The 26698-nt window shown below is 58.3% G+C and carries 29 protein-coding genes; all 29 read left to right on the top strand.

The window, feature by feature from the left end; translation table 11 throughout:
* The first annotated feature begins 104 nt into the window (after positions 1-104).
* The 29 genes from cdaA (at position 105) to HMPREF9166_RS10300 (ending at position 26697) form a co-directional block, all read left to right on the top strand.
* On the top strand, positions 105-947 hold the full coding sequence (cdaA, locus tag HMPREF9166_RS10160; protein ID WP_039981369.1) for a diadenylate cyclase CdaA: 843 nt from the start codon (positions 105-107) through the stop codon (positions 945-947).
* Entirely contained in the window at positions 944-1873 is a 930-nt protein-coding gene (locus HMPREF9166_RS10165; RefSeq protein ID WP_009753926.1) for a YbbR-like domain-containing protein, read from the top strand. The genes cdaA and HMPREF9166_RS10165 overlap by 4 nt, the downstream gene beginning before the upstream one ends.
* Positions 1870-3471 carry an NAD(P)/FAD-dependent oxidoreductase gene (locus HMPREF9166_RS10170; protein ID WP_009753927.1) on the top strand — a complete coding sequence of 534 codons (1602 nt, stop codon included), beginning with the start codon at positions 1870-1872 and terminating at the stop codon, positions 3469-3471. Before HMPREF9166_RS10165 ends, HMPREF9166_RS10170 begins: the two co-directional genes overlap by 4 nt.
* Positions 3472-3562: 91 nt before the next feature.
* Positions 3563-4918: a phosphoglucosamine mutase gene (gene glmM / locus HMPREF9166_RS10175; RefSeq protein WP_039981733.1), complete on the top strand. Its 1356-nt coding sequence runs from the start codon at positions 3563-3565 to the stop codon at positions 4916-4918.
* A 5-nt stretch (positions 4919-4923) separates the two neighbouring features.
* Positions 4924-5829, top strand: coding sequence for a DMT family transporter (locus tag HMPREF9166_RS10180; protein ID WP_009753929.1), 906 nt, complete (start codon positions 4924-4926; stop codon positions 5827-5829).
* A complete protein-coding gene (locus tag HMPREF9166_RS10185) occupies positions 5826-6455 on the top strand; it encodes a hypothetical protein (protein WP_009753930.1) in 630 nt (209 codons plus the stop codon). The genes HMPREF9166_RS10180 and HMPREF9166_RS10185 overlap by 4 nt, the downstream gene beginning before the upstream one ends.
* A gap of 12 nt (positions 6456-6467) precedes the next feature.
* The gene (locus HMPREF9166_RS10190; RefSeq protein ID WP_009753931.1) at positions 6468-7475 is read left to right on the top strand and encodes a PhoH family protein; all 1008 of its coding nucleotides are present in this window, start codon (positions 6468-6470) and stop codon (positions 7473-7475) included.
* Complete coding sequence (gene ybeY, locus HMPREF9166_RS10195; protein ID WP_009753932.1) at positions 7438-7899, top strand: rRNA maturation RNase YbeY; 462 nt, start codon at positions 7438-7440, stop codon at positions 7897-7899. Before HMPREF9166_RS10190 ends, ybeY begins: the two co-directional genes overlap by 38 nt.
* Positions 7896-8792, top strand: a complete 897-nt coding sequence (gene era / locus HMPREF9166_RS10200; protein WP_009753933.1) for a GTPase Era — start codon at positions 7896-7898, stop codon at positions 8790-8792. The genes ybeY and era overlap by 4 nt, the downstream gene beginning before the upstream one ends.
* 37 nt (positions 8793-8829) lie before the next feature.
* Positions 8830-9507 (top strand): DUF502 domain-containing protein, encoded by a 678-nt coding sequence (locus tag HMPREF9166_RS10205; protein ID WP_009753934.1) that lies wholly within the window; start codon positions 8830-8832, stop codon positions 9505-9507.
* Complete coding sequence (gene recO, locus HMPREF9166_RS10210; protein WP_009753935.1) at positions 9508-10239, top strand: DNA repair protein RecO; 732 nt, start codon at positions 9508-9510, stop codon at positions 10237-10239.
* A gap of 166 nt (positions 10240-10405) precedes the next feature.
* Positions 10406-10606, top strand: coding sequence for a flagellar FlbD family protein (locus HMPREF9166_RS10215; protein WP_039981373.1), 201 nt, complete (start codon positions 10406-10408; stop codon positions 10604-10606).
* 119 nt (positions 10607-10725) lie between these two features.
* Positions 10726-11247, top strand: a complete 522-nt coding sequence (gene fliL, locus HMPREF9166_RS10220) for a flagellar basal body-associated protein FliL (protein WP_009753937.1) — start codon at positions 10726-10728, stop codon at positions 11245-11247.
* A 39-nt stretch (positions 11248-11286) separates the two neighbouring features.
* Positions 11287-12288, top strand: a complete 1002-nt coding sequence (gene fliM / locus HMPREF9166_RS10225; protein WP_009753938.1) for a flagellar motor switch protein FliM — start codon at positions 11287-11289, stop codon at positions 12286-12288.
* Positions 12281-13474: a flagellar motor switch phosphatase FliY gene (gene fliY, locus HMPREF9166_RS10230; protein ID WP_009753939.1), complete on the top strand. Its 1194-nt coding sequence runs from the start codon at positions 12281-12283 to the stop codon at positions 13472-13474. Before fliM ends, fliY begins: the two co-directional genes overlap by 8 nt.
* Before the next feature lie 221 nt (positions 13475-13695).
* Complete coding sequence (locus tag HMPREF9166_RS10235) at positions 13696-14058, top strand: response regulator (protein WP_009753940.1); 363 nt, start codon at positions 13696-13698, stop codon at positions 14056-14058.
* Complete coding sequence (locus HMPREF9166_RS10240; protein WP_009753941.1) at positions 14058-14570, top strand: flagellar biosynthetic protein FliO; 513 nt, start codon at positions 14058-14060, stop codon at positions 14568-14570. The genes HMPREF9166_RS10235 and HMPREF9166_RS10240 overlap by 1 nt, the downstream gene beginning before the upstream one ends.
* A 28-nt stretch (positions 14571-14598) precedes the next feature.
* Positions 14599-15348, top strand: a complete 750-nt coding sequence (gene fliP / locus HMPREF9166_RS10245) for a flagellar type III secretion system pore protein FliP (protein WP_009753942.1) — start codon at positions 14599-14601, stop codon at positions 15346-15348.
* Positions 15349-15363: 15 nt separating this feature from the next.
* A complete protein-coding gene (fliQ, locus tag HMPREF9166_RS10250) occupies positions 15364-15633 on the top strand; it encodes a flagellar biosynthesis protein FliQ (protein WP_006307428.1) in 270 nt (89 codons plus the stop codon).
* 12 nt (positions 15634-15645) lie between these two features.
* Positions 15646-16428 (top strand): flagellar biosynthetic protein FliR, encoded by a 783-nt coding sequence (gene fliR / locus HMPREF9166_RS10255; protein WP_009753943.1) that lies wholly within the window; start codon positions 15646-15648, stop codon positions 16426-16428.
* Entirely contained in the window at positions 16391-17515 is a 1125-nt protein-coding gene (gene flhB / locus HMPREF9166_RS10260) for a flagellar biosynthesis protein FlhB (protein WP_009753944.1), read from the top strand. The genes fliR and flhB overlap by 38 nt, the downstream gene beginning before the upstream one ends.
* Before the next feature lie 180 nt (positions 17516-17695).
* Positions 17696-19780 (top strand): flagellar biosynthesis protein FlhA, encoded by a 2085-nt coding sequence (gene flhA, locus HMPREF9166_RS10265; protein ID WP_009753945.1) that lies wholly within the window; start codon positions 17696-17698, stop codon positions 19778-19780.
* On the top strand, positions 19781-21181 hold the full coding sequence (flhF, locus tag HMPREF9166_RS10270; protein ID WP_009753946.1) for a flagellar biosynthesis protein FlhF: 1401 nt from the start codon (positions 19781-19783) through the stop codon (positions 21179-21181).
* A gap of 1 nt (position 21182) precedes the next feature.
* A complete protein-coding gene (locus HMPREF9166_RS10275) occupies positions 21183-22127 on the top strand; it encodes a MinD/ParA family protein (protein WP_009753947.1) in 945 nt (314 codons plus the stop codon).
* 18 nt (positions 22128-22145) lie between these two features.
* Positions 22146-22838, top strand: coding sequence for a flagellar brake protein (locus tag HMPREF9166_RS10280; RefSeq protein WP_009753948.1), 693 nt, complete (start codon positions 22146-22148; stop codon positions 22836-22838).
* Positions 22831-23448, top strand: coding sequence for a CheB methylesterase domain-containing protein (locus HMPREF9166_RS10285; protein WP_009753949.1), 618 nt, complete (start codon positions 22831-22833; stop codon positions 23446-23448). Before HMPREF9166_RS10280 ends, HMPREF9166_RS10285 begins: the two co-directional genes overlap by 8 nt.
* A gap of 18 nt (positions 23449-23466) precedes the next feature.
* On the top strand, positions 23467-25524 hold the full coding sequence (locus tag HMPREF9166_RS10290; RefSeq protein ID WP_009753950.1) for a chemotaxis protein CheA: 2058 nt from the start codon (positions 23467-23469) through the stop codon (positions 25522-25524).
* A 19-nt stretch (positions 25525-25543) separates the two neighbouring features.
* Positions 25544-26008 carry a chemotaxis protein CheW gene (locus HMPREF9166_RS10295; protein WP_009753951.1) on the top strand — a complete coding sequence of 155 codons (465 nt, stop codon included), beginning with the start codon at positions 25544-25546 and terminating at the stop codon, positions 26006-26008.
* 59 nt (positions 26009-26067) lie between these two features.
* Positions 26068-26697, top strand: a complete 630-nt coding sequence (locus HMPREF9166_RS10300) for a chemotaxis protein CheC (protein ID WP_009753952.1) — start codon at positions 26068-26070, stop codon at positions 26695-26697.
* The last annotated feature ends 1 nt before the right edge of the window (position 26698 follow it).

Here is a 26698-nt window from a genome sequence, read left to right on the forward strand (position 1 = left end):
GGGCCCCTCAGGTCACAAGGATTTTTCCCATTCGGCTAGAAGTGTTAATATATACAGAAATGGGATGCAAATGGAATGGGATGCTTGGAACGTGGGGGGTTGCTATGCCACTTGATTTTACGATGCCGACGCAGTTTCGCGGCATCCTTTCGACCATCACGCTGCTGGATGTACTGGACATCCTGATCGTGGCGGTCATTCTCTATCGTGTCTATGTGATGCTGAAGGATACGCGCGCCATTACGCTCGGCAAGGGCATTCTCGTCCTGCTCGGTGTAACGGTTGTGGCGAATTATCTGAATCTGCACGTGATCTCGTGGCTGCTGCAAAAGGCGGTGACGCTGCTCTTTGTCGCGCTCCCGATTGTCTTTCAGCCGGAGCTGCGCCGCGCGCTGGAGCATCTCGGTCAGGGCAAGTTTTTCCGCCCCGGTACGCTCCTCGACGATGAGGAGGCGCAGAGCACGATCCGCGAGATTCGCAGCGCGGTAAAGATTCTCTCGGCGAATAAGATCGGCGCACTGCTCGTCATCGAGCGCGACATGGGGCTGAATGATATCAGTGCGACGGGCATCCAGATCGACGGTCTCATCACGTCGGATTTTCTGATGAATGTGTTCATTCCGAATACGCCGCTGCATGACGGTGCGGCGGTCATTCGCGGCAAGCGGCTGATCGCGGCGGGCTGCCTCCTGCCGCTGACAGAGAATCGCTCGCTCTCGACGGAGCTCGGCACGCGCCATCGTGCGGCCATCGGACTCTCGGAGCAGTGCGATGCCCTTATCGTCGTGGTGAGTGAGGAGACGGGGACGATCTCGATCGCGGAGAACGGGCATCTCCACCGCCATCTGGACGGTGAACAGCTGACACATATCCTGACACCTGCGTTTGCCTACAGTTCGCGTTCGTCGATTCTGGATACGATTCGGAGCTGGAGGGAGAAATCATGAGCAGACTTCGCAGCCTTGTGCAGCATAATTTGCTCGCCAGGATCGCGGCACTTATTGTGGCCGTTATTCTCTGGCTCTATGTGATGAACGATCAGAATCCATCCATGGAGGCGTCCTATACCGTCCCCGTGGTGATGGAGCATGTGCCGGATGGCTATCAGATGCATGCCGCAGCCGATACGGTGACGCTGCGTGTGCGTGGGGCACGTTCAGCTTTTGTGACAGCGGATAACAGTGATTTCCGTGCGCGTGTGAATTTGTCCGACTTTGCGGAGGGCGATCGGCTCTACGCAGTGGAGACGTCGATCCCGTACGGATTTGAGCTGATCAGTGTGTCTCCTGACCGGATCGACGTGACGCTAGACCGCATCATTCAGCGCGTGTTCTCGGTGCTGTTGACGGTCAACGGCACGCCGGCGGAGGGCTTCACGGTGGATCGCGTCCGCCAGTCCGTCGAAAAGGCGACGATCGAAGGACCGCGCTCCCTCGTCGATCAGGTCGCCTCCGTCGCCGCCTATTTCAATATGAATGGGCGCAAGGAGGACGTGACGATGGGGATTCCATTGGTCGCGTTGAATACGGACGGAAAAGAAGTGCAGGGGCTGACGATGCATCCGGACACGATGGAGATCTCGGTCAAGCTGACGCGCGGTCTCCAGCATAAGGTGGTGGAGGTGCAGGCAAAGCCGCGCAGTGATCTGCCGCCGCAGCTGAAGCTCGAGAGCGTGACGGTGCAGCCGGCGCGCATCGAGATCACGGGAACGAAGGAGGCGCTCGATAAGGTGACGGGAATCGAAACGGAGGAGTTCTCCCTCGCGGATGTGAAGGAGAGCGGTACGCAGCAGGTAAAGCTGCATCTGCCCGCCGGCGTGACGGCGACGAATCCGACGGTGACGGTGGAGATCAAGGTTGGGCCGATGCAATGATACGCATTAAGAATCTCTCTGTGCCGTATGATGAGACACGCATCCTCACAGAGCTTGCCGCAGAGCGACTCGGTGTATCACCCTGTGCAGTGCACGGGGTGATTGTCGTTCATAAGGCGCTGGATGCACGGCGCAGGAATGGGGCGCCGATTCGGTGGAACTATACGCTCGATGTGACGGCAGACGGCGCGCGCGGCATCCTCACGCGTCTGCGTCGCGACGCGCAGGTCGGGCGAGCAGAGGAGCACGGTCCACTCCGTGTTCCACCCTATACGCCGCAAGAAGGACGTGAGCGCCCCGTCGTCGTGGGGTTCGGCCCCGCGGGGATCTTTGCCGCGTGGCTGCTTGCGCGTGCGGGGGCGGCACCGCTCGTCCTCGAGCGTGGGCAGGATGTGGATCGGCGTACGCGTGATGTGGCGCAGTTTTGGCGGACGGGGCGGCTCGATCCCACGTCAAATGTCCAGTTCGGCGAGGGCGGTGCGGGAACGTTCTCCGACGGGAAGCTGACGGCGCGCAATCGCGATCCACGGATGAACGAGATCATCGAGACGTTCGTCGCGGCAGGTGCGCCCGAGGAGATACGGTATCTGCAAAAGCCGCATATCGGGACGGATGTGCTGCGCACGGTGGTGAAGCGCCTGCGCGAGAAGATCATCGCGATGGGCGGCGAGGTACGCTTTGGCACACAGGTGACGGACATCACGATGACTGCGGGGCGGATCGCCACGCTCACGGTGAATGGGGCAGAGCAGATCCCCGCACGCGCGGTGTTTCTCGGTATCGGGCACTCGGCGCGTGACACGTATGCGATGCTCCATGGAGCGGGTGTGCGCATGGAGGCGAAGGCGTTTGCCGTCGGAGTGCGCATCGAGCATCCACAGGACTTCGTGGATCGGATGCAGTACGGCGCAGCGGCGGGGAGCCCGTTCCTGCCGACGGCGGACTATGCGTTGACCTATCGGGATGAGGAGGGCGGCCGCGGGGTCTACTCCTTCTGCATGTGTCCCGGCGGTCTGGTGGTCGCAGCGGCGTCGGAGGAGGGGCATCTCGTGACGAATGGGATGAGCAACTACCGTCGCGACGCAGGGACGGCGAACAGTGCCCTCCTGGTGCAGGTCACCCCCGCCGATTTCGGCGGGGCGGTGCTCGGCGGGATCGCTTTTCAGCGAGAGCTGGAGCGGCGCGCTTTCTCTGCGGGCGGCGGAGACTACCGTGCGCCCGTGCAGGCGGTGGGCGATTTCCTGAGCGGGCGGACGGGGACGATGGATTTTGCGGTTGCTCCGACGTACATGCCGGGGGTGCGCCCTGCTGCCTTGGGTACGATCCTGCCCGATGCGTGCAGCGCATCCCTGTCACGTGCCCTGCGCCACTGGGAGCAGCGCGTGCCGGGCTTTGGTGCGGCGGATGTGCCGCTGACGGGCGTGGAGGCACGCTCCTCTGCGCCCTGCCGCATTCTACGCGACGCAGTGACGATGCAGTCGATCAGCGCAGCGGGGCTCTACCCAATCGGCGAGGGCGCAGGCTATGCGGGCGGCATCATGAGTGCCGCACTTGACGGCATGAAAGCCGCACTTGCTTTTTTGGAGCGAATACAGTAGATTATGGTGAGGATAAAGGGAATGTGACTGTGTGGGGATCCGCACATTCCGATGCACAGCAGATGATGCTGAAGATACACAGGAGGCTGTTATTGTGAGACTTTTTGGGACGGATGGTGTGCGAGGCGTCGCAAATACAGAGCTTACACCGGAGCTGGCATATCAGCTCGGACGCGCGGCGACACTTTATTTCGGTGCACATTCCAAGGCGCGTCCGCGCATTCTGATCGGGCGCGATACGCGTGTCTCGGGTGAGATGTTCGAGGCGGCACTGACGGCAGGCATCTGCTCGGCAGGAGGAGTCGCTCTTCTTGCGGGGGTTATGCCAACTCCTGCGATTGCCTACCTTGCGCGGGAACACAAGACCAGTGCAGGCATTGTCATCTCGGCATCGCATAACCCGTTTCACGATAACGGAATCAAGTTCTTTGGCGGGGATGGTTACAAACTGCCCGATGCAGTGGAAGATGAACTGGAATCACTCGTTCGCGGTCTTCAGAGCGGCGACCATGAGGCACGTCCGACGGGGAAGGATGTCGGCGTGGTGGAGTACCGTGACGATCTGCTGAATCAGTACATCGACTATGTTGTGAGTACGTGCACAGAGCGTTTTGATGGGATGAAAATCGTCCTCGACTGTGCGAACGGTGCGGCGTATGAGGCAATGCCGAAGGTCCTGCGCCGCCTCGGTGCCGACGTCAAAGTGATCCACGCGCTCCCCAATGGTGTGAACATCAATGACGGATGCGGATCAACGCATCTGGACTCGCTGTGCCGCACGGTACTCGAATGCGGTGCAGATATCGGCATTGCCCATGACGGCGACGCTGACCGCTGCCTCTGTATTGATGAGACAGGCACGCTGATCGATGGAGACCACATTCTTGTCGCCTGTGCAGCAGAGATGATGCGCAGGGGGCATCTGCCGCACAAGACAGTGGTGACGACAGTGATGGCAAACATCGGCTTCCACAAGGCGATTGCGGCACTCGGCGGACGCGTTGAGGTGACGGCGGTCGGAGACCGCTACGTGCTTGAGGCAATGCGCCGCAGCGGCTATGCGATCGGCGGTGAGCAGTCGGGGCATATCATCTTTGCGGAACATGCGACAACGGGCGACGGCCTCGTCACGGCACTGCAGGTGCTCTCAGCACTGCACCGCAGCGGGAAAAAGGCGTCCGAACTGAACGCCATGATGACAACCTATCCGCAGCTCCTCGTTAATGTGCACGTTAAGAGCAAGGAGGGATGGGAGAAAAATCCTGCCATCTGTGATGCAATTGCCGAAGGGAAACGCATTCTCGGCAGTGAGGGTCGCGTTCTCGTGCGCCCCTCGGGCACAGAGCCGCTCATCCGCGTGATGGCGGAGGGCAGTGACCAGAAGCAGTTGGAGGAAGTCTGTACGGCGATTGCCGATGTGGTGAAGCGGGAGCAGGGGGAGGCCTGAGCGCGATGTCGCACGTCTCGGCGGTACTTCTCGTCCTGCTTGCCGGGACGATGTGGGCGGCGAGCGGGACGGCGGCACAGGATTTTTATGCCCAGTCACATCATCTCCCTGTGGAGCTGACGCAGGTGCGACTCTTCCTTTCGAGCGGGCTGTTCTTCCTGCTCGCGTGGTGGAGCGGCGGACTGCAGCGCGGCGTACGTACCCTGCGCCACAGCCCGCGTCTGCTCCTGCGCATGGCGGTGCACGGCATCCTGGGCATCATGATCGTGCAGTTCTCGTATTTCAAGGGGATTGCGGCGGGGGATGCGGCGGCGACGACGGTGATTTGCTCGACGAGCCCCGCACTGATGATCCTCTATCTCGCCGCGCGCCATCGGCGGCTGCCGCGTATGGCAGAGATGCTGACCGTGGCCGCCGCCGTGGCGGGGGTGTTCCTCCTCGTGACGGGCGGCGATCTCACGCGGCTCTCTGTCCCCTCGGACTGCGTCGTTTGGAGTCTCATCTCAGGGGCGACGTTTGTCTTTGCGATGATCTATCCCGTACATCTTCTGCGGCGCTTTGACCGCTTCTTCCTGCTTGCTGTCTGCATGCTTTTCGGGGGGATTGCCCTGCTGCCCGCGACGCAGGCGATCGCAGATGTCGGCGCGTTCTTTACGGCGCAGACATGGTTTGATCTCTTTGTGATCATCGGACTTGGAACGGTGGTCGCCTTCTTTGCGTTCGCCTTGGGGCTGCGCTGGCTCAGCCCAGCGGAGACGGCGATCACGGCGACAATCGAGCCGGTTGCGAGCGTTTTCTTTGCATGGCTGATCTTTGGCACGCATTTTTCCCCCGTGCAGGCGGGCGGGATTGTGCTCGTCATCCTCGCAATCCTGACGCCGAATCTCCTGCGGAAAGGGGGGTATACATGAAGATTCCTCTGCGCTATCAAATGTCGGAGTATGACTGCGGCCCGACAGCGCTGCTCGACGCGATGAGCTATCTCTTTCCGCGTGCTGAGATCCCGCCCGAGGTCATCCGCAGCGTCATGCTCTACTCCCTCGATTGCTACGGGATGGATGGCACGGCATGCAAGGAGGGGACCTCGCGCATGGCGATGATGTACCTCGCGAACTGGCTTGAAGGGTTCTCGCGTGCTACGCAGTTCCCCCTGACCTGCCAGTATATTGCGGGGCACAGCGTGCGCATCGACGCGCACGGCCACGTCAACGATGCGCTCGTGCGCGGTGGCGTCGCGGTCGTGCGCCTCTTTTACGAGGTCGAGCACTATGCGCTTCTCACGGGCGTGACGGGGGATCGCATCCGTCTTTTTGACCCGTACTATGTGAAGGAGACAGAGCCTGCCTTTGCGCGCGAGGGCATCGAGGTGACGTGTGAACATCCGCATGAGTACAACCGCGTCGTGCCCTTTTCCTGCTTCAACCGCGAGACGAAGGAGCTGTACGCGCTCGGTCCCGTGGCATCGCGTGAGGCGGTGCTGCTCTTTGACCTGCGGACAAGACGTACGGCGGACACGACCATCGAGTATTTTATATAGGAGAGACTGCCTTTGGCGGAGACGACAGATATCATCGAATTTAAGGATCAGCAGGAGGCGTATGCGATTCTCGGCGATCGCGACGCCTTCCTGCAAATCATGCAGGAGGACTTCTCCTGCCGCATGGTGAGCCGCGGCAACAGCATTGCGGTGACGGGCGCAGAAGTGGATGTCGCCGCGGTGCGGACGCTCATCGGCGAGCTGCTCTTCTGCCATCGGCAGGGGATGCGCCTGACGACGCATGAGGTGCACTACGGGGCACGCATGGTGCGGACAGGACGCACGGAGGAGCTGCATGACCTCCACTTCGAGGTGCTGCTCGTGACGGCAAAGGGGCGGGAGGTGCGCGCGAAGACCGTCGGCCAGCGCGACTATCTTGCGGCGATCCGTCGGAATGCCGTGACGCTCGGCGTGGGGCCTGCGGGAACGGGAAAAACCTATCTCGCCGTCGTCATGGCAGTGGCGGCACTCCGCAACCGTGAGGTCAGCCGCATCATCCTCACGCGCCCTGCGGTGGAGGCGGGGGAACATCTCGGCTTCCTGCCGGGGGATCTGACGGAGAAGATCAACCCCTACCTGCGCCCGCTCTACGATGCCCTGCAGGACATCCTCGGGACGGAGGGCTATCAGAAGATGATGAGCCGTCAGCTGATCGAGGTGGCGCCGCTCGCCTACATGCGCGGGCGTACACTTGAGGACGCATTCGTCATCCTCGACGAGGCGCAGAATACGACGGGTGCGCAGATGAAGATGTTCCTCACGCGCCTCGGCTTCGGATCGCGCATGGTCGTGACGGGGGACCTCGAGCAGGTCGATTTGCCGCGTGGTACGGTCTCCGGGCTGCGGCAGGCGTGTCAGATCCTGCGGGGTGTGAAGGGCGTCAGTGTCGTGCGCCTTGAGCCAGTCGACATCATCCGCCACGAGGTCGTCACGCGGATCGTTGAGGCGTACGGTGTATGGGAAAAGAGACGGGAGAAGCACGATGGAGATCACGATCGGAAAAGAGCCGGAAAATCTTGACGTACCACAGGAAGCTCTGGACGCTGTGCGCCGTGCCGTGCTGACGGTCGGAGAGCTGTACGGCGTAATGGATGCAGAGGTCAGTGTGACGCTGACGGATGATGCGCACATCCACGTGCTCAACCGTGACTATCGCAGTGTAGATCGTCCGACGGATGTCCTCTCCTTTGCCCTTACGGAGAGCGAGGAACCCGCGATTCTCGACGCGCCGTACGGCGTGGTGCTCGGCGATCTCGTGATCTCACTTGAGCGTGTGGCGGCACAGGCGGAGGAGTATGGACACAGCGTTCTGCGGGAGCTTTCCTTTCTCACGGTGCACGGGATGCTGCACCTCCTCGGCTATGACCATATCGAGGAGGAAGATCGGGTGGAAATGGAAGAGGAGCAGAGGCATGTGATGGATGTACTGGGGATTGCACGATGAGCACACATAAATCGGGATTTGTCGCCGTCGTCGGACGGCCGAATGTCGGGAAGTCCACGCTGATCAACGCACTGATCGGGCAGAAGATCGCGATCATGAGCGATAAGCCACAGACGACGCGCAGCCGCATCCTCTGCATCCTGACGGAGAAGGACGCACAGATCATCTTCCTCGATACGCCCGGCATCCACAAGCCGCAGGATGCGCTTGGCAGCTATATGGCGAAGGCGACGGAGGGAGCTCTGCGCGGCGTGGATGTCGTCGTCTTCGTCGTGGATGTGACGGAGAAGATGGGGGCAGGCGAGCGCTATATCCTCGTACAGCTTGCACAGGTACACGCGCCCGTTCTTCTCGCCGTAAACAAGATCGACCGCATCCCACGTGAGGAGAGCTTGCCCGTGATCGCCTCCTATGCGAAGGCGTATGATTTTGCAGCGATTGTCCCGATCTCGGCGCGCGAGGAGGAGAATCTCACAGGGCTGGTCGATGAGATCAAGGAAAAACTTCCCGAGGGGCCGCAGTACTACCCCGAGGACATGGTGACCGATCAGCCCGAGCGGCTGATTATTGCGGAACTCGTGCGTGAAAAGGTGCTTGAACTGACGCGGGACGAGGTGCCCCATGCCGTCGCCGTGGACATCGAGGAGATGACGACGCGCCCTAAGGGGGATGTCTACATCCGTGCCGTGATCTACGTCGAGCGCAGATCACAGAAGGGGATTATCATCGGGACACGCGGCGCACTGCTGCGGACGATCGGGCAGCGGGCACGTGCGGATGTCGAGACGCTGCTCGGTGCGAAGGCCTATCTCGATCTCTGGGTCAAGGTGCGCAAGGACTGGCGCAGCAAGACGGGAGCGCTGCGCGACTTCGGCTTTGCCGAGGAGGACTGACCGCCGCGCCGCATGAGAAGGAAAGGGGGCGGAAGCGATGAGAGGCCAGCTGGGGCATATCTATCGGCACGCGATGCGGCGTATCTCGCGCCGCTTTGTCAACGGGCTGCTCGTGCTCGTCCCTGTTGTCATCACGGCGTTCGTCATCGAGTGGACGCTGCGATTCACCGAGGGGGTACTTGGGCAGTATTTGCCGTTCTACTTTCCGGGCATGGGGATCATCACGCTCATGGCGGTGATCTATCTCGTCGGTTGGGGCTCGACGAACTGGGCGCTCGCGAAGCTGATCTCTCTCGGCGAGACGATGATCGGGACGATCCCGTTCGTCAAATTTATCTATACGAGTGTCAAGCGGCTCTCCGAGGCGGTGCTCGACTCGAGCAGTAATTTCACGCATGTCGTTCATGTGCCGTACATGGGCGGGCGCGCCCTCGGCTTCGTTATGGCGGATCTGCCGCCGCGCTTTCAGGAGGCACTGGGCGGCGGCTATCTCTGCGTCTTTATCCCGTGGAGCCTCAATATGACCTCGGGGACGACGCTCCTCGTGCGTGAGGAGGATGCCGTGACGATCAACATATCGAAGGAGGAGGCGCTCCAGTATATGCTGACGGCGGGAGCGGTGATGCCGATGGCGGAGCGAAAAAAGGACATCACACAGAAGAATGTCCGCAAGACGCCTGCTGCGATGGACGACGGACCGGAGAGGCACGCGTAGATGGCAATCTACGGAGCGGAGGGGATCGTCCTCGGTACACGCAGCTGGGGCGAGGCGGACAAGGTCGTGACGCTATATACGAAGGAACATGGGCTCGTGCGCGCGGCGGCATTCGGCTGCCGCCGCCCGCGCAGCCCACTGGCCGGGGCAATGCAGCTGTTCGTCCATGCGGATCTGCAGCTCGCGGAGGGGACGCGGCTTGAGACAGTCAAGACGGCATCCGTACGCGCTTCTCACCATCGGATCGCGGATGATCTCGCGGCGCTCGCCTATGCGACCTTTACAGCGGAGGTCGTCTGTGCGTTCATGCCCGAGGGCGTAGAAGATGAGACGTTTTTCGATGCACTCGCGCAGATCATGACGGCGTTTGAGACGCGGCAGCCGCGTGTTACCGCGCTTGCTGCCGTGCTGCGCACGCTGGATGCGGCAGGGCTGCAGCAGACCTATGATCACTGCCTTCACTGCGGCACTAAAATCTCAGGCGATGCGGTCTTTCACGCAGCGGAGGGCGGCGCGCTCTGCGCGGACTGTGCGGGGGAGGGAGCCATGCCGTTTTCCGCAGAGCTGCGCACGCTGCTCACGGAACTACGGCAGATTGACTGGAAGCATCCCGCGCCGCTGCGTGTGCGCGGGGGCACACTGATGGCGGCGGAGAGTCTGGTGCTCGCCCATGTGCAGGAACTCGTCGGCCGACCGCTTCGCTCATTGGCATTTCTCGCGCAGCTCGGATGATTTTTTGGCGATATATTTTTTTGTTAAAAATTTAAGCTGTGATGAAAAAAACGTCGTAAAAAAAAGGAAAAGTGAAGACGACGGCGAAAGTATATCAGGTAGAGTTTTCAATGCTTTTTCTGTACGTAGGGAAGACTGAAAAAAGGGAATGGAGGGGAAGCCTGTCATGATCATGCTGACGAAGTTCAACTCCAAGACGAACAAGAAGGGCGAGTTTGTCCTCAATGCAGAGATCATCGAAAGCATCGAGGAGACACCGGACACGGTCATCACACTCACCAACGGAAAAAAGCTGATCGTCGAGGAGCCGATGGAGGAAATCGTGCGCCGCACGGTAAAGTATCGGCGTGCGCTCTATCAAAATTAGTTGGCGAATTTCTATTCCTTTGCTATAATGAAAGAACAGTGTTCTTCTATGCGGCAAGGGAGTGCCCCGGTGTGGAGCCGCTGCGGCTTCGTAGTCATTTTTAGGGAGGGAATTTACTCATGGCGGAGGAAAAGGAAGAGCAGGTAGCAGAACAGCCGAAGCAGAAATCACCGATGTTGATGATGATCGTCGTGGTGGTTGTGGCGGTTCTCGTTGCAGTGGCAGCAGCCGGAGGGATCTCATACTACATCTTCTCACAGGCGGAGTCCCCGTCTCATGCAGAGGATGGAGGCAGCAGCAAGGCGAGCCATGATCCGGGCGTGTTCTACAAGCTCGGCGATCCGAAGGAAGGCATCTTGGTCAATGTCGGCGGCGGTCGTGCCGGCAAGTATCTCAAGGCGGGCATTGTCATGGAGCTCAATCCCGGCAAGTCCGATGTGGTGAAGGACGGCAAGGTCAACCCCGTCGCGGAGACGAAGATTCTCGATACGACGATGCAGTTCCTGCGTGCTGCGCCGCTTGAGGAGTTCGACGCAACCAAGCAGGACGCGCTGAAGAAGCAGCTGAAAGATGCCCTGAATGACCGCCTTGGACAGGGATCTGTCTACGATGTTTACATCACGAGCTTCCTGCTGCAGTAAGTTCGATGAAGTGCTGCACAAAGGGAAGGGGGAAGAGTCTTGGCTGAGGACGTACTGTCTCAATCCGAAATAGACAAGCTTCTTTCGGCACTTTCGGATGGCTCGGTTTCCGCCGAGGAAGTCAAGGCGGAGGAAGAGGAACGCAAGGTCAAGGTCTACGACTTCAAACGGCCGGACAGGTTCTCCAAGGATCAGATGCGGACACTGTTCATGCTGCATGAGAGCTTTTCGCGTCTCCTGAATACCTATTTGTCGGCGAGCCTGCGCACGATGATCGACATCGAGGTGCTGTCCGTCGAGCAGATGACGTATCAGGAATTCGTTCAATCCATGGCTAACCCGTCCGTGATCGGCATCCTTGCACTGCCGCCGCTGAAAGGAAACATCATCATCGAGCTCAGTACGGACATTTCGCTTGCCTACATCGACCGCATCTTCGGTGGTGAGGGCAGGCCGGGCGTGAAGCCCCGTGTACTGACGGATATTGAGGCGGCGGTGATGCGCCGGTTCATCGATACGGTGACGAACTATTTTCGAGAGGCGTGGAGCAACGTCGTAGAGTTCCGTCCGAACTTCGAGACGATGGAGACGAACCCACAGTTTGCCCAGATTGTTCCGCCGAGCGATATGGTCGTGCTCATCACGATCCATATCAAGATGGGCGAGGTCGAGGGCATGATGAACATCTGTATCCCATATCTGGTGCTCGAACCGGTGATGTCGAAGCTGACGACATCGTTCTGGGTGGCATCCTCCATGGATCGTGAGAGCTCGCCGGAACAGGTTGCGGAACTGCAGCGCAAGATTGAGCGCACCTCTGTGCCGTTCACAGTGCAGCTCGGTGAGATCCACGTGACAATCAACGAGTTCCTGACTCTTGGGTTTGGTGATGTTCTCCAGCTCGATACCCTGACAAAGGATGAGCTGGTCTGCTACGTCGGGTCGAATCCAAAGTTCCTCGCGCGTCCGGGTACGGCCGGAAAGCGCATGGCCGTACAGATTTCCGGGATTATAGAAGGGGAGGACGACGCGAATGAGTGACGATATGATCTCACAGGAGGAGATAGACGCCCTCCTGAGCGGTGGAGGCGGCGATGATGCGCCTGCGGATGACGCGGCAGCCTCGGACGACGCATCTGCTGCAGGTGCGTCTCCCACCGGAGATACGATAACGGATATGGAGCGGGATGCCCTCGGTGAGATCGGCAATATCTCCATGGGTGGTGCGGCGACGACACTCTCCGTCCTCCTTGGACGCAAGGTGTCGATCACGACGCCGACGGTCTCCATCTCCAACATGCGCCAGCTGAAGGAGAAGTACCCCATCCCATTCCTCGTGGTCGAGGTCGGCTACAGCATCGGCATCGAGGGCAACAATGTTCTCTGCATCCAGGCAAAGGACGCGGCGATCATTGCCGATCTGATGATGGGCAACGACGGGACAAACCCCGACGAGGAACTTAGCGAGATCCACATGAGTGCGGTCAGCGAGTCCATGAATCAGATGATGGGCAGCGTTGCGACCGCGCTCTCCTCGATGTTCAACAAGAAGGTGGATATCACTCCGCCCGTTGTGACGCTCGTCGATCTCGGGACGGAGGAAGTCGTCTCAAAGCTGCTCGACAAGGCGGACCCCATCGTGCAGGCATCGTTTCGCATGGAGGTGGATGGCCTCATCGACAGCGAGATCATGCAGCTTCTGCCGCTCGATGTCGCGCGTGAGATGGTCGATGCACTGATGAACCAGCAGCCCGATGTTGACGATGAGGAAGAAGCCATCGCAGCCGCTGCGGCACCGCCGCCGGCGGCACCTGCCGCAGCACCCGCTTCGGCACCGGCAGCAGCTGCTGCGGCGCCGGCAAGTAATGGATATGGAGCACAGCCTATGCAGCCACATGTCGCATCGAATGTCCCCGTACAGTCTGCGCAGTTTACGCCGCTCAGCACGGTACCGGTGCAGGTCAATGATGCCAATATCGGCCTAATTCTCGACGTACCTCTGCAGGTCAATGTTGAGCTCGGCCGTACAAAGAAGTCCATCAAGGAGATCCTCGATCTGACGAAAGGGTCGATCGTGGAGCTTGATAAACTTGCCGGAGAGACCGTGGACATCATGGTCAACGGAAAGTATCTGGCAAAGGGGGAAGTTGTTGTCATCGACGAGAACTTCGGCGTCCGCATCACGGAGATTGTCAGCCCGCTTGAGCGTGCGGCACGTCTCCAGTGACGGAAAGAATGTCTTGAAGAAGTACGGGACAGTCGTGCTGATCCGTATTCCCCGGGGAGTTGCGGCATAGTTATGCAATTTGCCGGAAAGAGAAGTGTAGAAAATCCTTGTCACCGAAGGCATATTTCGCTATAATGAGAGCGATTCAGTAAGCACCGCTGTGTGCAGGTAATGCCCTTGGGAATAGGGGATGTTCTGTCGGATTAAGGAGAGATGAGAAAATGGCAACTCGCGTTCTGGTCGTTGATGATGCAGCTTTTATGCGAATGATGGTGAAGGACATCCTGTCGAAGAACGGTTATGAGATCGTTGGTGAGGCAGAGAACGGCATGAAGGCACTGGAGAAGTACCAGGAACTCAAGCCGGATCTCGTGACAATGGATATTACGATGCCGGAGATGGATGGCATCACAGCAGTCAAGGAGATCAAGAAGGTCGATCCGGGCGCCAAGGTTGTTATGTGCAGCGCGATGGGACAGCAGGCCATGGTTATTGAGGCCATCCAGGCGGGGGCACGCGACTTCATCGTGAAGCCGTTCCAGGCAGACCGCGTTCTGGAGGCAATCCGCAAAGCCGTCGGCTGATGCGTGCGTGGATATTGACTCTGTCCTTGCTGCTCGGATGCGTGCTCTTTGCTCTGTGTATAGGGGATGTGTCTGCCGCAGGTGAGACGGGCGGTGGATATTTAGCCGGATATCAAGAGGCTGACCCGCGCCCGTCGGCCGTATCATGGTGGTCGACGGTCGCCTATGTGGTCAGCCTTTTTGCTGTCTTTGCATTCGTGGTCATCCTCGCCTACCTCGTTGCACGCGCCTTTGGCAAGAGCTCCATGCGCACGCTTGCGGCGCGTGGCGGACAGGTCTACTTACAGCTGCCACTTGGTCCGAATCGGTCGGTCTGCGTGGTGGAGCTTTTCGGGCGTGTCTTCGTGCTCGGTGTGACGGATGCCAACATTCGTCTGATCACGGAGATCGACGACCCCGAGACACTTGAGGAGATCCGCAGTGCCGCTCCGATGGAGGGCGGCGTATTCAGCGAGCAGTTCGGATCTCTTTCGGATTTCGTGCAGAAAATCCCGCCGCTTTTCCGAAAGTAGGCGGACGGAGAGGAATGGGGGAAGGGAATTGGGGCGCATTTTTCCGATCTTGGGTGCTGCGGCGTTCCTGCTCCTCGGTGTGGGGCAGGCGTCTGCTGCCCCGCTGATCCCGACGGTCAACGTCGGGGTCGGAACGTCCAACAATCCGCAGGATGTTGCGACCAGCATGCAGGTGCTTGCCGTGCTCACGGTCATGTCGCTTGCGCCCGCAATCTTTGTCATGACGACGTCCTTCGTCCGCATCGTTGTGGTCATCGGCTTCCTGCGCAACGCACTCTCGACACAGAATGTGCCGCCGAATCAGGTGGTTATTGCGCTGTCGCTGTTTCTGACGTTCTACATCATGGCACCCTACTGGGGGCAGGCAAACGAGAACGGCATACAGCCCTATCTTGAGGGACAGATTACACAGGAGCAGGCGCTGGAGAACATCGTAGACCCAATGCGTGAATTCATGCTGCGTCAGACGCGGGAGTCTGATCTCGCACTCTTTGTCAACCTGTCGGATGCGCCGCGTCCTGATGGTCCGGAGGATGTGTCGACGTTTACGCTCATCCCCGCGTTCATCATCAGTGAGCTTAAGACAGCATTCCAGATCGGCTTTATGATCTATATTCCGTTTATCGTCATCGATATGATCGTCGCGAGTACCCTCATGTCCATGGGTATGATGATGCTGCCGCCGGTCATGATCTCCCTGCCGTTTAAGATTCTGCTGTTCGTTATGGTCGATGGGTGGCATCTCTTGATTCAGTCGCTCATCATGAGTTTCCGCTGATGGGGAGGCGCTGATATGTCCGGAGATTTGGTCATTCAGCTCGCACAGGAAGCTCTCATGATCGTCCTTCTGGTCTCCGCTCCGATGCTCGGGCTTGGTCTGATCGTCGGCCTCTTGGTCGCGGTGTTCCAGGCGACGACGTCGATTCAGGAGCAGACGCTGGCGTTCATTCCGAAGATTATTGCAGTGTTTGTCGCCATTCTGATCTTCGGCCCTTGGATGCTGCGCATCATGGTGGAGTACGTATCGAACGTCTTTATCAACCTCCCCATGTACCTGCGATGAGGAGGGCAGCACATGGATCTGTATGAGCTGCTTCAGGGACATATTGCCGTATTCCTGCTGATGCTTGTGCGGGTCAGCGGAATTTTCCTCATCTCGCCGTTCTTTGGCAGTATGAACATCTCCATCTATTTTCGCGTAGGTACGGCACTCGCCATCACGATCCTGCTCTTTCCGGTGGTGGATGGGCTGGGAACGCCCTATGTCCCGGAGAATGTCATCATGTTCGGCGTGACTGCCCTCGGTGAACTCTTTATCGGTTGGCTGATCGGCTTCGTGGCGTATATCTCCTTTGCCGCCATCACGATGGCGGGGAAGGTCATGGATATGCAGGTGGGGTTTGCCATCGTCAATGTTGTCGACCCGACTTCCGGTCAGCAGATACCGCTTATCGGAAGTTTTCTTTATAATTTGGCGGTGATCGTTCTCCTTGCGACGAACGGACATCACATGATTCTGGCGGCACTCGTTGAGAGCTTTCGCGTCGTTCCCATTGCAGGGATGGAGGGGAATCTGTCGCTGGCGATGCTCATAGCAAACTTCACGGGCACGATCTTTCTCACGGGCATGAAGATCGCCATGCCGATCACCTTCGCCATTCTTCTCACGAATGTGGGGCTTGGTATCCTCTCGCGTACGATGCCGCAGATGAACATCTTTGTTGTCGGCATTCCAATGCAGCTGATGATCGGCATCACCGTGCTCTCAATGATCATTCCGTTCTATGTCTTATTCCTGGATGTGCTGTTCAATGAAATGTATGGAAATATATCACTTGCGATACGCGCCCTCCAATAGGGCGACGTTCGTCTTTGACCTCCAGCGTTTCGCAGGCGGGGAAAAGACGGAAGAGCCGACGGCGAAGAAACGCGCCGACGCGCGAAAGAAGGGGCAGGTCGGACGCAGCCAGGAGCTGAACACGGCATTCGTACTGCTCGTGGGGTTCTTTACACTGAAGCTCCTGTGGGACTCGATCTATCTTTCGATTGCATCCTATACCACGTATGTGTTCACAAATCTGAACCAGAGCGTCGACACTGAGAACATTATTCACATCTTTATCGGCATCATTGTTGTGCTCGCCAAGACCGCCTTTCCCGTCATGTTTGCGATCATGCTGATCGGCTTGGCGATCAATTTCTTTCAGGTCGGGCTCACGTTCAACACCGAGTCCATTGAGTTCAAACTGGACAAGTTGAATCCAATCAACGGCTTCGGGCGCATCTTCTCCAAGCGTTCGCTCGTCGAGCTGGCGAAGTCATTCTTCAAGATTCTCGTCATTGGTTTTTTTCTCTACCGATTCATCCATGAACAGATTCTCGCGATGCCGCAGTTCATGTTCTTCGACCTGACAACGAGCCTTGCACTTGTGGCGGAGATCATCTTCCAGATGGCGTTCATCGTTATCGGTGTCATCATGATTATGGCGCTCATGGACTATGGCTACCAGAAGTGGCAGACGACGCAGGATCTCAAGATGACCAAACAGGAAGTCAAGGATGAGATGAAGCAGTCTGAAGGCGACCCGCAGATCAAGGGAAAGATTCGCCAGAAACAGCGGCAGATGGCGATGGCGCGTATGATGAAGGAAGTGCCGAAGGCGGATGTCATCGTCACAAACCCGACCCACTATGCGATTGCACTCTCCTATCAGCAGGGGATGTCGGCGCCGCTGGTCGTTGCGAAGGGACAGGATCTCGTTGCGCAGCGCATCAAGGAGATCGCACGTGAGGCGCGTGTCCCGATCATCGAGAACAAACCGCTCGCGCGTGCCATCTATGCGGCCGTGCAGATCGGTGATGCGATTCCGCAGGAGCTCTACCAAGCGGTCGCTGAAGTGCTGGCATACGTCTACCGCCTGAAGCATGCACGACGCGGAGCGTAAGGAAAACAGTGGAAGCAGAACGAACTTCTATGCCACTCGGACAGACTTTGATACACCTGTACAATCGGTACTCTAAGAACACATTTATCATTTGACGAGATTTCAATATTTGATATAATGTTATATGGTGGATCATATATCCACGTAAGAGAAACGGGAACAAGGGGAGTGAGTAAGAGCATGGCAGCACCGCAGACCGGCAGTGTAAATCCTCTTTCGTCCGGCAGTTTCATACAGCGATACAGCGATGTTCTGATCGCCGTCGCCATCGTGACGATCGTCATTATGATGATCATTCCACTGCCGACGGTCTTATTGGATGTCCTGATCTGTCTCAATATCACCATTGCATTGCTCGTCGTCATGTCGGCGATCTACAATGTGGAGGCACTGGATCTATCCGTCTTTCCATCGCTCCTCCTCATTACGACGCTCTTTCGGCTGGCGCTGAATATCTCGTCAACGCGTCTGATTCTGCTCAATGCGAACGCCGGCGAGGTCATTACGGCATTCGGAAATTTTGTTGTCGGCGGCAATGCGGTCGTCGGCTTTATCGTGTTCGTTATTCTCGTCATTGTGAACTTCATCGTTATCACGAAGGGCTCGGAACGCGTTGCTGAGGTGTCGGCGCGCTTCACCCTCGATGCGATGCCAGGCAAACAGATGGCGATCGACGCGGATCTCAATCAAGGGGCAATTACAGATGCGGAGGCGAAGCGCCGCCGCGAGAAGGTGCAGCGCGAGTCGGACTTCTTCGGCGCAATGGACGGTGCATCGAAGTTTGTCAAGGGCGATGCCATCGCCGCCATTGTCATCATGATGATTAACATCGGCGGCGGTTTTGTCATTGGGATGCTCCAGCGCGATATGGATGCGGCGCAGGCACTCCAGACCTATACGCTGCTGACTGTTGGTGAGGGGCTCGTCGCACAGATCCCTGCGCTCCTCATATCGACGGCAACCGGTATCATCGTCACGCGCTCGGCGGCAGAGGGGAACCTCGGCGGCGATCTCGTCAAGCAGCTCTTCCGCAACGCGCGCATCTTTATGATTCTCACGGGTGTGCTCCTTTTCCTCGCCATCATGCCGGGACTGCCGGGCATTCCGTTCTTTACCCTCGCGGCACTCTGCGGCTTCATCGCATGGAATCTCCATCGTGGTCAGGCGGTGGAGCAGGAAGTCCAGCAGGTCGAGCAGAAAGCCAAGGCAAAGAAGGAAGCAACGACGCCCGAAAATATCGTCTCGCTCCTGCAGGTTGATCCGATGGAGCTCGAGATCGGCTACAGCCTTATCCCGCTCGTCGATACGGGGCAGGGCGGCGATCTCCTCGACCGCATCGTCATGATTCGCCGCCAATGTGCACTGGAGCTCGGACTCGTCGTGCCGACCATCCGCATCCGCGACAATATCCAGATCAAACCCAATGCCTACATCATCAAGCTGAAGGGCGTGGAGATTGCGCGCGGCGAGCTGATGCTCGACCACTATCTCGCGATGAACTCGGGAACCGTCTTTGAGGAGGTGCCGGGCATCGAGACGACGGAGCCGGCGTTCGGTCTCCCCGCACTCTGGATCTCGGAGAACGAACGCGAGCAGGCGGAGCTGAACGGCTACACGGTCGTGGATGCGGTCTCCGTGCTCGCCACCCACCTGACGGAGATCATCAAGGAGCATGCGGCGGAGATCCTCGGGCGTCAGGAGACGCAGAACCTGCTCGACAATCTCCAGAAGACCAACGCGGCTCTCGTCGAGGAGGTCGTTCCGAATCTGCTCACCGTGGGCGAAGTGGAGAAGGTGCTCGCCAATCTCCTGAGCGAGCGCATCTCGATCCGCGATATGAGCACGATTCTGGAGGTGCTTGCCGACTACGCGCCAGCAACGAAGGATACGGACGTCCTGACGGAGTATGTCCGTCACGCCATGGCGCGGCAGATCACGCAGCAGAACGTCCAGAACGGGGTGCTCCCCTGCATTACGCTTGATCCTGCCATCGAGAACAAGATCGCGGGCAGCGTACAGCGGACCGAGCATGGCTCCTATGTCAGCCTCGACCCTGATACGATGCAGAAACTCCTTACGGCGCTGCAGGAACAGCTCCGTAAGCTGACTGATCAGGGCTATCAGCCGATTGTGCTCACGAGTCCGACGGTGCGTCCGTATTTCCGTAATTTAGTTGAGCGCTCGATCGCGGGCCTCATTGTTCTCTCGCACGCGGAAATCGAACAGAATGTTGAAATTCAAATCCTTGGGGTGGTGAAGATCTAAGTGCAGGTTAAAACGGTACGCGCATCCTCGGTCAAGGAGGCCATGGAGCAGATCAAGGACGAACTCGGCAGTAATGCCGTGCTCCTCCACACGAAGAAATATCGTGAGGGGGGTGTTCTTGGCGGCGCGGAGATGATCGAGGTGACTGCTGCGGTGGATGAATCACAGCAGCGGGCGCCGCAGCCGTCTCCGGCCTATGTTCCCCCGGCATCGCCGATCCTGCCGACCAATGTGGTGAACCGATATCGGATGAATGAAACGGCAGGTTCAGAGGGAGGAGCCGCCCCTCAGGCGGGGCCCGTGTACGATGTCTACGCCCCCGACGTGGTGCAGCTGCCCTATGCAGCGCCGCCTGCTACACCGGTGGAACCACCGGTACCCCCGGCACCCGCCTATCCGCAGGATGGCTATGTTCCGCCGGCACAGCCCCCTGTCGCTGCTCCGGCGCAGGCACCCGCCTATGAGACGGTGCCTCAGCCCACGCCTGTGGCAGAGCTGCCAGCAGCCCAGCCATCTGCCCCTGTGGCAGATGAGGACCGCTCGGCAGAGCGCATCCGCATGCTCGAGGATGAGCTTGCGCAGATGAAGACGATGCTCGCCTCCATGATGGCGGCAAACAAACCCAAAGAGGTGGTCTCCATCCGTGATGCGCTCGTCAAGCAGGATGTCCGTGAGGAACTGTGCGAGGATATGGCGGGGAAGATTCCCATCGCCGATGCGAATCTCGACAGCCTTGACCCCCGCGCTGCAGGTGTTTTGGCGGGCTACCTGTCACAGGTGATGCAGTTCACCGATGGACTGAAACCCGGGACGCACGGCGCGCGTGTCTATGCCTTCATCGGCACGACGGGCGTCGGTAAGACAACGACACTCGCAAAAATCGCCGCGCATTTTGTGCTGGAGCAGAATCTCAAGGGAGCGCTTATCACGGCAGATACCTATCGCATCTCGGCGGTGGAGCAGCTCAAAAAATATGCGGAGATTCTGGGGCTTCCCGTCGAGGTCGTCTACTCGGCAACAGATCTCAAAAAGGCGATTGCGCGTCACCGCAGCAAGGATTTTGTCCTCGTGGATACGGCGGGGCGCAGCCAGTACAACGAATTCCAGATGGAGGAGCTGACCTCGCTGCTTGCCGCGTATGCGCGGATGGAGAAGCACCTCGTCGTCAGCGCGACGACGAAGGAGCAGGATGCCGTGCAGATCATTGAACGCTTTGCTCCGTGCAAACCCGACTGCATCATCTTTACGAAAATGGATGAGACGCAGACGTTCGGGATGGTGCTCAATCTTCTTGCCAACCGCGGACTGCCTCTTTCGTTTCTCTCCAACGGACAGAGCGTGCCGGACGACATCATTCCGGCGACAGCGGAGCGGCTGGCGGAACTGCTTTTGAGGGAATGATATGACAGATCAGGCAACGCGGCTGCGACAGATGGTCGGTGCCGAGGGAGAGCCTGCCCCCACGGAGGCGCAGCCGCCTCCCCCTGCGCAGCAGACAGTGCCGGAACGGCCGATGCTCTCGTCTGCTCAGGCGAAGGCATGGGCAGATGTACGCGTCGTTGCGATCACCAGCGGGAAGGGCGGTGTCGGAAAGACCAACATCGCCGTCAATCTGGCGATTGCAATGCGCGATAAGGGGTATCGCGTGCTCGTCATCGACGCCGATCTCGGTATGGCGAATGTCGACGTGATGCTCGGCACCTCGTCGCGGCGCCATCTGCTCGATCTCCTGCGGCCGGAGATCAAACTGGACGATGTGATCGTTGAGTCGCCGCATGGTGTTCAGTACATCTCGGGCGGCTCGGGCATTGAGAAGGCTCTGGAATATGATCGTGCGGAGAAGCTGCTCCTGCAGCAGAAGCTCGCCGACTGTGCCGCGCGTGCCGATGTGATCCTCGTTGACACAGGCGCGGGACTGGGGCGCAACGTGATGGACTTTATCCTCGCGGCGGACGAGGTGCTCCTCGTGACGACGCCGGAGCCGACCTCCCTGACGGATGCGTACGCTGTTATGAAAGCATACAGCATCTACGCCGCACAGAAGAATCTCCGCCTTGTCATCAACCGCGTCTACGAGCCGAAGGAGAGCCGTGAGGTTGCACTGAAACTCCAACGGGCCGCAGAGAAGTTCTTGCACATGCCCGTAGACTGCCTCGGCTATGTCTTTGAGGACGCCTCCGTGACGAGGGCAGTACGGCGCCAGCAGCCGCTCATCAAGGCGGCACCCGCATCTGCGGCCGCGCGCTGCATTGATGCGCTGGCAGAGGCGATTATCACCGGGGAAGAAATGAAAGTAAAAAGAGGCTGGAAAGGTTTTTTGCAACAAATTTTTAACTTTTCAGCTTAGCCAAGGAGGAAATTTTAGATGGCGGGCGAATTGGTAGAGGCAAGGAGTATTTTATCCATCGGACAGCGATTGGAAATATTCTTTGAAAATACCGAGGAGGGGACTTCCGGTTATGCCAGCCGCGTGGAGGACATTGTCGGGGATGATCTCGTCGTCGCGATGCCCGTGGATGAGCGGCTCGTTCCGATCATCCCCCGTGTCGGCGAGAATTTGTATGTACTTGCAGGGGGCGATGGCTGTCACTATCGCTTCTTTAGCGTACATCGCGGGCATGGGCGTCATGACGGGCGCATTCCGACGCTGCGCATTTCCATCCCTGAGTTTGTCGAGCGCTTCCAGAAGCGTGGGCTGTTCCGTACCAAGGTAAATCTTACGGCGACGATCCGCCACATCGACGCCGAGGGGACGATTGATGCGCCGACGAACGTGCCGATTGTCGATCTCAGCGGCAGCGGACTCTCGTTTGTTTGGCCGCGGCGTCTGCCCGTCGATACCGGCGTAGCACTCGATATCAACGATATTCCTGGCATTGGGACGATCGAGATGATGTCGAAGGTGATGCGCGTAACGCGCGTGGAGCGTGAGGACGATACGCCGATCTATCACATCGGCATCCAGTTTCTGGCAGTGTCACGCAGCATGAGGGATAAGATTGTCCGCTATCTCTTCCAAGTGCAGCGTGCTCAAGTGGAGCGCGTGAGGAATGACTGATTTACATCATTATGAAACCCATGTCCGCGGAGCCCCACAGAACCGTCGAATTGTCGCCATCGGCTCATCGACAGGCGGGCCACAGGCACTGCAGACGGTCATTACGGGGCTGCCGGAACATTTCCCCTGTCCTGTTGTCGTCGTTCAGCACATGCCGGCCGGATTCACGGGAGCGCTGGCGGAGCGCCTGAACGGAGTTGCCCGTGTTGAGGTTCGGGAGGCATGTGACGGCGATGTGTTGCGGCCCGGCTGCGTCTATATCGCGCCGGGGAACCGGCAGCTGCGCGTTCGGCAGGAGGCGGGGGGGCGGCGTATCGCACTCAGCGATGAGCCGCCCGTTGGAAATCACCGTCCTGCGGTGAATGTCATGTACGACTCTGTGGCGCATCTAGGAAACGATGTCATCGCCGTCATCCTTACGGGGATGGGCTGCGACGGCAGGGAAGGGATGCGCCGGATCAAGCAAAATGGCGGCTACTGCATTGCGCAGGATGAAGCGACCTGTGTCGTCTACGGAATGCCAAAATCTGTGGTCGATGCGGGGCTGGCCGATGAGATATGCCCATTGCCCAAGATCGCGGGAGCGATTCAGGCGGCTGTGAGAAGATAGGAAGTAGGGGGAATATCAATGGATAACCAGTATATGGATATGTTCCTGGATGAGTCGCATGAGCATCTGCAGTCCCTGAACGAAGGCCTTTTGCGTCTCGAAGAGAACATGGAGGAGATCAGTGTCGTCAACGACATCTTCCGCAACGCTCACACTCTGAAGGGCATGTCTGCGACGATGGGCTTCGCGAAGATCGCGGAGCTGACGCATGAGATGGAAGACGTCCTTGACCTTGTCCGCAAGGAAGAGCTGAAGCTCAACGAGGACATCATGGACACGCTCTTCAAGTGTCTTGACTCACTGGAGCAGATGGTGGATAGCGTCGGCAACGGTGAGGCGGAGGATGTCGTCGATGTCTCCGACCTCGTCGCTAAGCTCAGCTCTATCTCCAAGGGAACGCCTCCTCCGGCTGCAGCTCCTGCTGCAGGGGGAGCTTCGACTGCCCCTGCGGCGGGTGATGCATCTGGCGGAGCGGGGAGCGATCTCGGCATTGATGACATTGACCTCGATGTCATGAAAAAGGCGAAGGACGCTGGGATGAACGTCTTCCATGTCAAGGTTACACTGATGGAGAGCTGTGTGCTCAAGGCAGCGCGTTCTGTCATGGTCATGCATGCATTGGATGAGATTGGTGATGTCATCAAGAGCGTTCCCCCGGCGGAGGATCTCGAGCAGGAGAAATTTGAGCGCAGCTTCGACGTGGTGATTGCCACAAGTGCTGACACGGAGGCGGTGAAGAACGCCGTTGATACGGTCTCAGAGATCGAGGATATCGGTGTAGAGGAACTCGATCCCGATGCACTTGGCAAGCAGATTGAGCCAGCTCCCGCGCAGACTGCACCGGCAGCCGCACCTGCGGCGAAGAAGCCGGCAGCTCCAACGAAGAAGGCAGGCGCGAAATCTGCGCCCGCGGCGAAGAAGCCGCATCAGAGTCAGAGCGTTCGTGTCGATATTGAAAAACTTGATACTCTGATGAACCTCATGGGCGAGCTGGTTATCAACAAGGTACGTCTTGAACAGATCGGACAGACCCATCGCATGAGTGACCTCATGGAGACACTCGAACAGATGGATCGTGTGACGGGTGATCTGCAGAACATCGTCATGAAGGTCCGCATGGTTCCAGTCAGTGCCGTGTTCAACCGCTTCCCGCGCATGGTGCGCGACGTATCGAAGGAACTGGGAAAGGAGATCAACCTCACCATCGAGGGCGAAGAGACGGAGCTTGATCGTACCGTTATCGACGAGATCGGCGATCCGATCATGCATCTTCTGCGCAACTCCCTCGACCATGGCGTTGAGAGCCCTGATGCGCGTGAGGCAAAGGGCAAGCCGCGCGTCGGTGAGGTCGGGCTGATTGCGCGTCACGAAGGCAATAACGTCGTCATCATGATTACGGATGACGGTGCGGGCATTGACGCCGATAAGATTCGCCGCAAAGCGGTCGAAAAGGGCATGATCACGCAGGATGAGGCAGACCGCCTCGATGATGCAGATGCCGTCCGCCTCATCTTCCTGCCAGGATTCTCCACGGCGGAGCAGATCACCGATATCTCGGGTCGCGGCGTCGGCATGGACGTTGTGCGCAGCAAGATCGAGGCACTCTCCGGGCACGTCGATGTAGAGACGCATATCGACGAGGGATCCATCTTTAAGATCAAGCTCCCGCTGACGCTCGCGATCATCCAGGCGATGCTTGTCCGCGTACAGGAAGAGATGTACGCCATTCCGCTCACCTCCATCGACAGCACGGTCAACATCGAGCCGACGGATATCCAGACCATCCAGAACAAGGAGGTCATCGTCCTGCGCGGTGAGATCATCCCGATTGTCCGCATGGAGGAGGCGCTGCAGGTCCCGCATGTGAAGGACTCCGAGGAGCTCTTTGTCGTCGTTGTCCATGCCGGCGAGGCGAAGGCAGGCATCGTGGTGGACAACCTCATCGGTCAGCAGGAAATCGTTATCAAGACACTGGGGAACCTCTTCGCCGGACTCAAGCTCTTCGGCGGAGCAACAGTGCTTGGCGACGGCAGAGTTGCACTCATTCTCGATGTCGCAACCATGATTCAGCAGTGAGCAGGGGAGGGAAAAGAAGATGGCAGAGGATATGAATCAGGGCGGCGCGCCGCAGAACAACCAGTACGTGGCATTCAACCTGTGTGATGAAGAATATGGTGTCAGCATTCTGAACGTGCAGGAGATCCGCAATCTCACCGATATCACCCGTGTCCCCTATTCGGCGGACTTCATCAAGGGGGTCATCAACCTGCGTGGTGCTGTTCTTCCGGTCATTGATCTCAAGCAGCGCCTTGGTCTCGCAGAGACGCCGTATACCGACCGTACGCGTATCGTTACGGTATCGGTCGAGGACGTGCACGTTGGCATGCTTGTCGATGCAGTGACGGAGGTACTGAGCATCGAGAACGCACCTGTCGATACAAAGAAGGCGACCAATGCGCGTGTGAGCAGCAAGTTTATCAGCAGCATCGGAAATATCAGAGGACGACTGATCATTCTGCTCAATCTGGAGGAGATCGTCGGCCTCAAGGAGGCAAAATAACACAGGAGTGTGCAGTGAATCCTTGAGGAATTGCACCGCATGAGAAAAGGATTGAGTCGATGACTGTAGAAGGGGAAGACCTGACAGCTCTGTCGGATATGCAGCTCGATGTGCTGCAGGAGATCGGAAATGTCGGCGCGGGTAATTCCGCGACGGCACTTTCCCGTCTGATCCAGCATCGCATCGAGATGAATGTGCCGCAGGTGGCACTGGTTCCAATTGAAGATGTACCGGAATTTGTCGGCGGACCGGAACTCGTGGTCGTCGGTATTTTCCTGCGCGTTTACGGAAAAGCACCGAGCAACATCCTTTTTCTCATTCCGCGTGACAGCGCGTTTGCTCTCGCGGATACGATGTGCGGGCGTGAGGTCGGAACAACGACGACAGAGCTCAGCCCGATGGATGAATCCGCATTGATGGAGGTCGGCAACATCCTTGCTGGCTCATACCTCAATGCGTTCTATAGCTTTACGGGGATCAGCATGCTCCCGTCCGTGCCGGCACTTGCCGTGGACATGGCAGGGGCGATTCTCAATGTTGTTCTGGTTCAGCTCGGAGAGATGGGGGATCACGCACTCCTCATAGAGACGAATTTTGTCGCGGATGACCGCAGCATCAAGGGACATTTTTTCCTTGTCCCCGATCCGGGCTCACTGAGCAGCATTATGAATGCGGTAGGAGTTGTATGAT

This window comes from Selenomonas sp. oral taxon 149 str. 67H29BP (assembly GCF_000146365.1).
Taxonomy (GTDB): domain Bacteria; phylum Bacillota; class Negativicutes; order Selenomonadales; family Selenomonadaceae; genus Centipeda; species Centipeda felix.

Coding starts and splice junctions, on each gene's coding strand:
- HMPREF9166_RS10280 (WP_009753948.1), top strand. CDS start 22,146: ATGGCGGGCGAATTGGTAGAGGCAAGGAGTATTTTATCCATCGGACAG.
- cdaA (WP_039981369.1), top strand. CDS start 105: ATGCCACTTGATTTTACGATGCCGACGCAGTTTCGCGGCATCCTTTCG.
- ybeY (WP_009753932.1), top strand. CDS start 7,438: ATGGAGATCACGATCGGAAAAGAGCCGGAAAATCTTGACGTACCACAG.
- HMPREF9166_RS10235 (WP_009753940.1), top strand. CDS start 13,696: ATGGCAACTCGCGTTCTGGTCGTTGATGATGCAGCTTTTATGCGAATG.
- HMPREF9166_RS10185 (WP_009753930.1), top strand. CDS start 5,826: ATGAAGATTCCTCTGCGCTATCAAATGTCGGAGTATGACTGCGGCCCG.
- HMPREF9166_RS10300 (WP_009753952.1), top strand. CDS start 26,068: ATGACTGTAGAAGGGGAAGACCTGACAGCTCTGTCGGATATGCAGCTC.
- recO (WP_009753935.1), top strand. CDS start 9,508: ATGGCAATCTACGGAGCGGAGGGGATCGTCCTCGGTACACGCAGCTGG.
- flhA (WP_009753945.1), top strand. CDS start 17,696: ATGGCAGCACCGCAGACCGGCAGTGTAAATCCTCTTTCGTCCGGCAGT.
- flhB (WP_009753944.1), top strand. CDS start 16,391: ATGGAAATATATCACTTGCGATACGCGCCCTCCAATAGGGCGACGTTC.
- fliL (WP_009753937.1), top strand. CDS start 10,726: ATGGCGGAGGAAAAGGAAGAGCAGGTAGCAGAACAGCCGAAGCAGAAA.
- HMPREF9166_RS10295 (WP_009753951.1), top strand. CDS start 25,544: ATGGCAGAGGATATGAATCAGGGCGGCGCGCCGCAGAACAACCAGTAC.
- HMPREF9166_RS10205 (WP_009753934.1), top strand. CDS start 8,830: ATGAGAGGCCAGCTGGGGCATATCTATCGGCACGCGATGCGGCGTATC.
- HMPREF9166_RS10165 (WP_009753926.1), top strand. CDS start 944: ATGAGCAGACTTCGCAGCCTTGTGCAGCATAATTTGCTCGCCAGGATC.
- HMPREF9166_RS10275 (WP_009753947.1), top strand. CDS start 21,183: ATGACAGATCAGGCAACGCGGCTGCGACAGATGGTCGGTGCCGAGGGA.
- HMPREF9166_RS10290 (WP_009753950.1), top strand. CDS start 23,467: ATGGATAACCAGTATATGGATATGTTCCTGGATGAGTCGCATGAGCAT.
- HMPREF9166_RS10180 (WP_009753929.1), top strand. CDS start 4,924: ATGTCGCACGTCTCGGCGGTACTTCTCGTCCTGCTTGCCGGGACGATG.
- fliQ (WP_006307428.1), top strand. CDS start 15,364: ATGTCCGGAGATTTGGTCATTCAGCTCGCACAGGAAGCTCTCATGATC.
- HMPREF9166_RS10285 (WP_009753949.1), top strand. CDS start 22,831: ATGACTGATTTACATCATTATGAAACCCATGTCCGCGGAGCCCCACAG.
- HMPREF9166_RS10215 (WP_039981373.1), top strand. CDS start 10,406: ATGATCATGCTGACGAAGTTCAACTCCAAGACGAACAAGAAGGGCGAG.
- HMPREF9166_RS10240 (WP_009753941.1), top strand. CDS start 14,058: ATGCGTGCGTGGATATTGACTCTGTCCTTGCTGCTCGGATGCGTGCTC.
- fliY (WP_009753939.1), top strand. CDS start 12,281: ATGAGTGACGATATGATCTCACAGGAGGAGATAGACGCCCTCCTGAGC.
- era (WP_009753933.1), top strand. CDS start 7,896: ATGAGCACACATAAATCGGGATTTGTCGCCGTCGTCGGACGGCCGAAT.
- HMPREF9166_RS10170 (WP_009753927.1), top strand. CDS start 1,870: ATGATACGCATTAAGAATCTCTCTGTGCCGTATGATGAGACACGCATC.
- fliR (WP_009753943.1), top strand. CDS start 15,646: ATGGATCTGTATGAGCTGCTTCAGGGACATATTGCCGTATTCCTGCTG.